This is a genomic window from Herbidospora galbida (assembly GCF_005233835.1).
In the GTDB taxonomy this organism is placed as follows: domain Bacteria; phylum Actinomycetota; class Actinomycetes; order Streptosporangiales; family Streptosporangiaceae; genus Herbidospora; species Herbidospora galbida.
This window is the reverse complement of sequence record NZ_SZQA01000063.1, coordinates 21,484-27,635: the sequence shown is the minus strand read 5'-3', so window position 1 is coordinate 27,635 and position 6,152 is coordinate 21,484. Positions and strand designations below refer to the sequence as shown.

Annotated in this window: 9 protein-coding genes; 3 read left to right on the top strand and 6 right to left on the bottom strand. The window is 73.7% G+C overall.

All coding sequences use genetic code 11. The annotated features are described in order from the left end of the window. Positions 1 to 251: CGNR zinc finger domain-containing protein (locus FDA94_RS36665; RefSeq protein ID WP_170991282.1), on the top strand; the 251-nt coding region annotated here is incomplete at its 5' end. On the opposite strand, the gene FDA94_RS36660 is transcribed toward FDA94_RS36665, so the two are convergent. Next, positions 241 to 900, bottom strand: coding sequence for an alpha/beta fold hydrolase (locus FDA94_RS36660; protein ID WP_137251629.1), 660 nt, complete (start codon positions 898 to 900; stop codon positions 241 to 243). The two genes, FDA94_RS36665 and FDA94_RS36660, sit on opposite strands and share 11 nt — an antisense overlap. A 10-nt stretch (positions 901 to 910) precedes the next feature. Further along, the gene (locus FDA94_RS36655) at positions 911 to 1,621 is read right to left on the bottom strand and encodes a hypothetical protein (protein ID WP_246060353.1); all 711 of its coding nucleotides are present in this window, start codon (positions 1,619 to 1,621) and stop codon (positions 911 to 913) included. A gap of 44 nt (positions 1,622 to 1,665) precedes the next feature. On the opposite strand from FDA94_RS36655, the gene FDA94_RS36650 reads away from it, so the two are divergent. Continuing rightward, entirely contained in the window at positions 1,666 to 2,601 is a 936-nt protein-coding gene (locus FDA94_RS36650; RefSeq protein WP_137251627.1) for a DUF2332 domain-containing protein, read from the top strand. 4 nt (positions 2,602 to 2,605) lie between these two features. Here FDA94_RS36650 and FDA94_RS36645 read toward each other — a convergent pair whose 3' ends face one another. Continuing rightward, entirely contained in the window at positions 2,606 to 3,169 is a 564-nt protein-coding gene (locus FDA94_RS36645; protein WP_137251626.1) for a DUF421 domain-containing protein, read from the bottom strand. Beyond that, complete coding sequence (locus tag FDA94_RS36640) at positions 3,166 to 3,786, bottom strand: RibD family protein (protein ID WP_137251625.1); 621 nt, start codon at positions 3,784 to 3,786, stop codon at positions 3,166 to 3,168. Before FDA94_RS36640 ends, FDA94_RS36645 begins: the two co-directional genes overlap by 4 nt. A 64-nt stretch (positions 3,787 to 3,850) precedes the next feature. Between FDA94_RS36640 and FDA94_RS36635 the strand changes: the two genes are divergently transcribed. Next, positions 3,851 to 4,360, top strand: coding sequence for a GNAT family N-acetyltransferase (locus FDA94_RS36635; protein ID WP_137251624.1), 510 nt, complete (start codon positions 3,851 to 3,853; stop codon positions 4,358 to 4,360). Here the strand turns inward: FDA94_RS36635 and FDA94_RS36630 are convergent. Then, positions 4,347 to 4,964: an FMN reductase gene (locus FDA94_RS36630; RefSeq protein ID WP_137251623.1), complete on the bottom strand. Its 618-nt coding sequence runs from the start codon at positions 4,962 to 4,964 to the stop codon at positions 4,347 to 4,349. The genes FDA94_RS36635 and FDA94_RS36630 overlap by 14 nt on opposite strands. A 19-nt stretch (positions 4,965 to 4,983) precedes the next feature. Continuing rightward, entirely contained in the window at positions 4,984 to 6,075 is a 1,092-nt protein-coding gene (locus FDA94_RS36625) for an LLM class flavin-dependent oxidoreductase (protein ID WP_137251622.1), read from the bottom strand. Between the last annotated feature and the right edge of the window lie 77 nt (positions 6,076 to 6,152).

Below are 6,152 nucleotides of genomic sequence, written 5' to 3'. Positions count from 1 at the left end.
GGGCCGGGAAGGGCCTGCGGGCCGGGCGGGCCGCCGCCGGCTGGTCGGCGCCCGGGGCGATCCCCGCCGCGCTCGCGCTCCAGGCGGTCGAGGCGGTGTTCACCCTCCCGGCCGCCCGGGTCAGGGCGTGCGGGCGCTGCGGCTGGCTGTTCCTCGACTCCTCGCGGGGCGGCCGCCGCCGCTGGTGCAGCATGAGCATCTGCGGCAACCGCGAGAAGGCCCGCCGCCACCGGCAGGGCCTCACCGGCTGAGGAAGGCCGCGACCTCCTTCACGAACGTGTCGGGCTCCTCGGCGTGGACGTTGTGCCCGGCGCCGAGCACCACCCGCCGCCCGTCGGGCAGCGCCGCGGTGAACTCGGCCAGCGCCTCCTGCGGCACCAGCTCGCTGTACGCGCCCCCGACGACCAGCACCGGCATGGTCAGCTCGCCCAATCGCGCCCACCACGTGGGATCGACCGCGCGGACCCCGGCCCTGATCAGGTCGACCACCGCGGGGTCGAAGTCGACCTCGTCGCCCATCACCACATAGGGCTCGATCACCTGGGGCGCATGCGGCGCCGGGAACGAGTCCTCCAGCACCAGCCGCCGGACCAGCCCGGGCCGCTCGCGGGCGACCAGCGTGGCGACCCGGCCGCCCATCGAGTGGCCGACCAGGTCGATCTCGGTGAGGCCCCGGGCGTCGAGGAACGCCAGGGTGTCGGCGGCCATCAGGTCGAGGGTGTAGTCGGCGTGACGCGGGCTCGCGCCGTGGCCGCGCATCTCGGGGGCGATCCAGTGCCGCCCGAGGGCGGGAGCGATCGGGTCCCACGTGGCGGCGGTGGCGGTCAGGCCGTGGATCAGGACGACGGGGACGTCTCCCGGCGGCCCGCCTTCTTTCCAAGCGAGAGGTAGGGCATCCATGGGCGTCACCCTACGGGCCGGGCACCGTGATCCAGGTGGCGCGGGCTCGCGCGATGACCCCTTCCGCCGACAGCAGAGCCGAGGCGCTGAACAGCTTGCGCCCGGACGACCCCAGCGGCCACCCCACGGCGACCAGGCGCTCCCCGGCCCGGACCTCGCGGCCGATCTCGGCCTCCAGAGTGCCGAGGAGGGCGATGACGTCGGTGCCCTGGGCGAACGGCGGATAGCTCACGCAGTCGAGCGCCGCCCACAGCATCTCCGGCCGCACGATCCCGTTCTCCGCGACCGTGTCGTCGGGCTCGAACGGCGCGGCGCACACGTCGGCGTCGGGGAGCCGCCCGGGGGTGACCCGCAGGCCGTCGGCCCGGCCGTGCCCGCAGACGAAGCAGCCGGTCAGCAGGTTGTCGACGCCGATCCACGGGTGCCGGTCGCGGGCCCGCGCCGCCTCCGCGAGGTCCGGGCGGACCGGCGGGTCGGGGAACTCCGCGTCCGAGGGCCCGGCCTCGGCCACCAGCGCGCCGTCGCGCAGGACGCGGACGGCCCCGCCGTCGCGCACCACGTCGAGCGGGGTCTCCAGCGGCGGCGGCAGGCGCAGGGACACCCGCGCCGGGCCGCCGGCGCCGGACGCGAGGAACGCGGCGGCGAGCCCGGCGGCGTAACCGCCGTTGGCCGAGGCGGGCGGCCCGTTGAACCGGGCGCCGATGACGATCTGCTCTCCCACGCCCCCAGTGAACCGCACCGGGGCCGCCGGGAGAGGATCCGGGTATGGACACCGCCGACGTCTACCGAACCTTCGGCATCCGCGAGGCCCGGGGCGCGTACCGGGAGCTCGCCGTCGCGATCGCCGCCGACCCCGCCCTGATCGCCCTCATCGACGCGCTCCCGCAGCCCAAACGCCAGCCGAACCTGGTCTTGGCCGCGGTCCGGTTCGAGGGCGGCCCGGAGACCGAGGAGGGCGGCTTCCGCGCGTGGGCCAGGGAGCACTGGCCCCGCGTCGAGCGGACCGTTCTGGCCCGCCGCACCCAGACCAACGAGGCCGGCCGCTGCGCCAGCCTCTTACCCGTCCTGGCCCAGATCCCCGGCCCGCTGGCCCTCATCGAGGTCGGCGCCTCGGCCGGCCTGTGCCTGCAGCCCGACCGCTACCGGTACGCCTACGACGCCCGCCCGCCGGTCGGCGCCGGCCCGGTGACCCTGACCTGCGCGACCGAGGGCGACCCGCCCATCCCCGGGGCCGTCCCCGAGATCGCCTGGCGGGCCGGCGTCGACCTGGCCCCCATCGACGTCACCGACGCCGAGGAGCGCCGCTGGCTCGAATGCCTCGTCTGGCCCGGCGAGGACGCCCGCCGCGACCGCCTGCGCGCCGCCCTCGCCCTGGCCGCCGAGCGTCCGCTCCGCCTGGTGCGCGGCGACGCCGCCGAGGCGCTGCCCGGCCTGGTCGAGGAGGCGAGGGACCACGGCACGGTGGTCGTCTACCACTCGGCGATGCTGCCCTACCTGACGCCCGAGGCCAGGGATCGCTTCGTCGACCTGGTCACCGGTCTGGGGGTCCGGTGGATCTCCAACGAGGGCACGATGCGGCTGCCCCGGCTGGTGATCCCCGACGGCGCGGTTCCCGAGGGGCGGCTGACCTTCGTGACCGCTCTCGACGGCGTACCGAAGGCGGTCACCGACCCGCACGGCTCGTGGCTGAGGTGGCTCTGAGGCGTCAGGCCCGGCGGCCTTCGGCGAGCAGGGTCTCGATGCGGATCAGGCGTTCCTCCAGCCGGGCGATGTCGGCCAGGGTCGCGTTCTCCTCCTCGGGCCGGAGCCGGACCACCACGGTCCCGCCCGGTTCGAGGGTCGCCTCGGCCACGTCCTCGACCCGGCTGCCGCCCTGCCGCTTGATCGCCACGTCGAGGTCGGCGTGCCGCAGGCCGAGACGTCTCAGGTTGCGGTCGTCGTAGCGGCCGTCGTGGGCCAGCACCGTCGGCCTGCTCTCGAACAACCGGGCCAGCCAGCCCCATTGGGCCGCCGCGCGGGTCAGCAGCGAGTTCCCGGTCACCAGCACGACCGCGCCGATGATCCCGCCGAGCAGCGAGTTGTCGGGGCCGATGATGGCGTTCTGCACGACGTTCGACAGCAGCAGCATGACCACCAGGTCGAACGTGTTGAGCTGGGCCATGTCCCGCTTCCCGACCAGCCGGAGCAGGACCACCACGCAGAGGTAGACGGCGACGGTCCGGACCACCTTGTCCAGGACCGGCACCCCGAGGGTCAGGATGTCGCTCATGCGACACGGTAACGCAGCCAGACCAGGCCTCCGCGGAAGGTGTCGCTGTCGATCAGCTGGAGCGACCGCGACGGCGGCGGGGCCTCGCCCCACCACGTGCGGGCGCCCATGCCCATGACCGGATGGACCAGCAGGCTGACCTCGTCGATCAGCCCTCCGGCCAGCAGCCGGCCGACCAGCCGCCCGCCGCTGACCACGCGCACCACCGCGACGCCCGGCCGCCGCCCGATCGCGCGCAGCGCCGCCGCCAGGTCGACCTGGTCGTCGCCGACGACGAGTTCGGGGACGTGGCGGCCGGGGGGCCGGGGCGGGGTGGCGCGGCAGTGCAGGGCGAGCACCTCCGACCAGTGGCCGGCGGCGCGGAGCTCCTCCCAGCGGGTGACCCGGGCCCGGCCGTCGACCACGGCGAGCAGCGGGCCCGGGTCGCGCGGCCCGGCGCCGTGGATCAGGGTGGGTTCCTGGGAGAGGACCGTGTCGGACCCGGCCAGGGTGGCGTCCTCGTGCCAGGTGGTGCCGACGAGCTGGTGGAACCGGCTGCGGTCGAGGGGGAACCCGTCGGTCTTCCCGTCGAGCGAAACGGCCAGGTGGGCGACCACATAGGGCGTGTCGGTCGGCATGTCACCGAGCGTAGTCGAGGGTAAACCGGTTGCCCGGGTCGGCTCGCGTGATCACACTGACCTGATGCTGATCAGACGTGAGGCCCCGGGTGACGCGGCCGCGATCCGCGAGGTCGTCCGGCGGGCCTTCGCCAGCCCGGACACCCCCGACCCGGTCGAGTCCCCGCTGGTCGACGAGCTGCGCGCCGACGCGGGCTGGATCCCGGCCCTGTCGATGGTCGCCGAGGTGGACAACGCGGTGGCCGGTCACGTGGTCTGCACCCGCGCCGACCTCGGCGGAGCGCCCGTGCTCGGCCTCGGCCCGCTCGCGGTCGCGCCCGAGCGGCAGCGCCAGGGGGTCGGGCTGGCGCTGATGCACGCGGTCCTCGGGGCCGCCGAGGCGCTGGGGGAGCCGCTCGTGGTCCTGCTGGGCAACCCCGCCTACTACTCGCGGTACGGCTTCCGCCCCGCCTCCGACCTGGGGATCGTCTCTCCCGACCCGCAGTGGGGCCATCACTTCCAGGCTCGGCCGCTGTCGGCGTACAGGGGAGAGAAGGGCGTGTTCGCCTACGCCGAGCCGTTCAACCGGTTGTGAACGGCCGCAGGGCGGCCAGCTGCTGCTCGAAGGGGATGAGTTTCTCCTCGGCAGGCCGTTTGGCCGGGGCGCCCGAGAGCAGGGCGGCCAGTTCGCCCGCCGCCCGGTCGACCCGGGAGGCGAGCCCGTCGCCCGACGTGGCCCCCCAGTCCTCCGAGGCGGCGTAGACGGCCGTCGGCACGACGACCGCGCGCAGGTAGGTGAACATCGGCCGCAGCGCGTGCTCCAGCGCCAGCGAGTGCCGGGCGGTCCCGCCGGTCGCGGCGATCAGCACCGGCGTCCCCTGCAGGGCGGTGTTGTCGAGCACGTCGAAGAACGACTTGAACAGCCCGCTGTACGACGCCGTGAAGATCGGCGTGACCGCGATCAGGCCGTCGGCCCGCTCGACCGTCTCCAGCGCCTCCTTCAGCGCGGGGGAGGGGAACCCGGTCACGAGGTTGTTGGCGATGTCCACGGCCAGGCCGCGCAGCTCGATCACGCGGATCTCGGTGTTCTCCGCAGGGCCGGCGAGGTGGCGGCCGGCGGCCTCGGCCAGGCGGTCGGCCAGCAGCCTCGTGGAGGAGGGCTGGCTGAGCCCGGCCGAGACGACGGCGATGACGGTCATGGGGTCTCCTAACCGGCGGTCAGCCGGCGACGAGGGCCGCGTCGCGGGAGGCGACGCGCGCCGCGTGGGTGGGGGCCTCGGCCACGCCCTCGGCGCGGCGGGCGGCGAACTCCTTGCGCAGCACCGGCACGACCTCCTCGCCGAGCAGGTCGAGCTGCTCCAGCACGGTCTTCAGCGGCAGCCCGGCGTGGTCCATCAGGAACAGCTGGCGCTGGTAGTCGCCGAAGGACTCGCGGAAGGTCAGCGTGCGGTCGATGACCTCCTGCGGGCTGCCGACGGTCAGCGGCGTCTGCTCGGTGAAGTCCTCCAGCGACGGGCCGTTGCCGTAGACGGGGGCCTTGTCGAAGTAGGGGCGGAACTCGCGGACCGCGTCCTGGGAGTTCTTGCGCATGAACACCTGGCCGCCGAGGCCGACGATCGCCTGCTCCGGGGTGCCGTGCCCGTAGTGGGCGTAGCGCTGCCGGTAGAGGTTGATCAGCCGCATGAAGTGCTCCTTCGGCCAGAAGATGTTGTTGGCGAAGAAGCCGTCGCCGTAGTAGGCGGCCTGCTCGGCGATCTCGGGACTGCGGATCGAGCCGTGCCAGACGAACGGCGGGACGCCGTCGAGCGGCCTGGGCGTGGAGGTGAAGCCCTGGAGCGGGGTGCGGAAGTTGCCCTCCCAGTCGACGACGTCCTCGCGCCACAGGCGGTGCACCAGCGCGTAGTTCTCGATGGCCAGGGCGATGCCGTTGCGGATGTCCTGCCCGAACCACGGGTAGACCGGGCCGGTGTTGCCGCGGCCCATCATCAGGTCGACCCGGCCGTCGGCCAGGTGCTGCAGCATCGCGTAGTCCTCGGCGATCTTCACCGGGTCGTTGGTGGTGATCAGGGTGGTGGACGTCGAGAGGATGAGCTTGTCGGTCTTGGCCGCGATGTACCCGAGCATCGTGGTCGGCGACGAGGGCACGAACGGCGGGTTGTGGTGCTCCCCCATCGCGAAGACGTCGAGCCCGACCTCCTCGGCCTTCAGCGCGATCGTCACCATGGCCTTGATCCGCTCGGCCTCGGTGGGGGTGGTGCCGTTCGTCGGGTCCGTGGTGACGTCACCGACGGTGAAGATCCCGAACTGCATCTCTGCTCATCCTCCTCGTTCTGGTGTTGTGGCCGCTGTAGCGTGGTCCGGCACCAACTTATTCCGCGCCGCAAGTA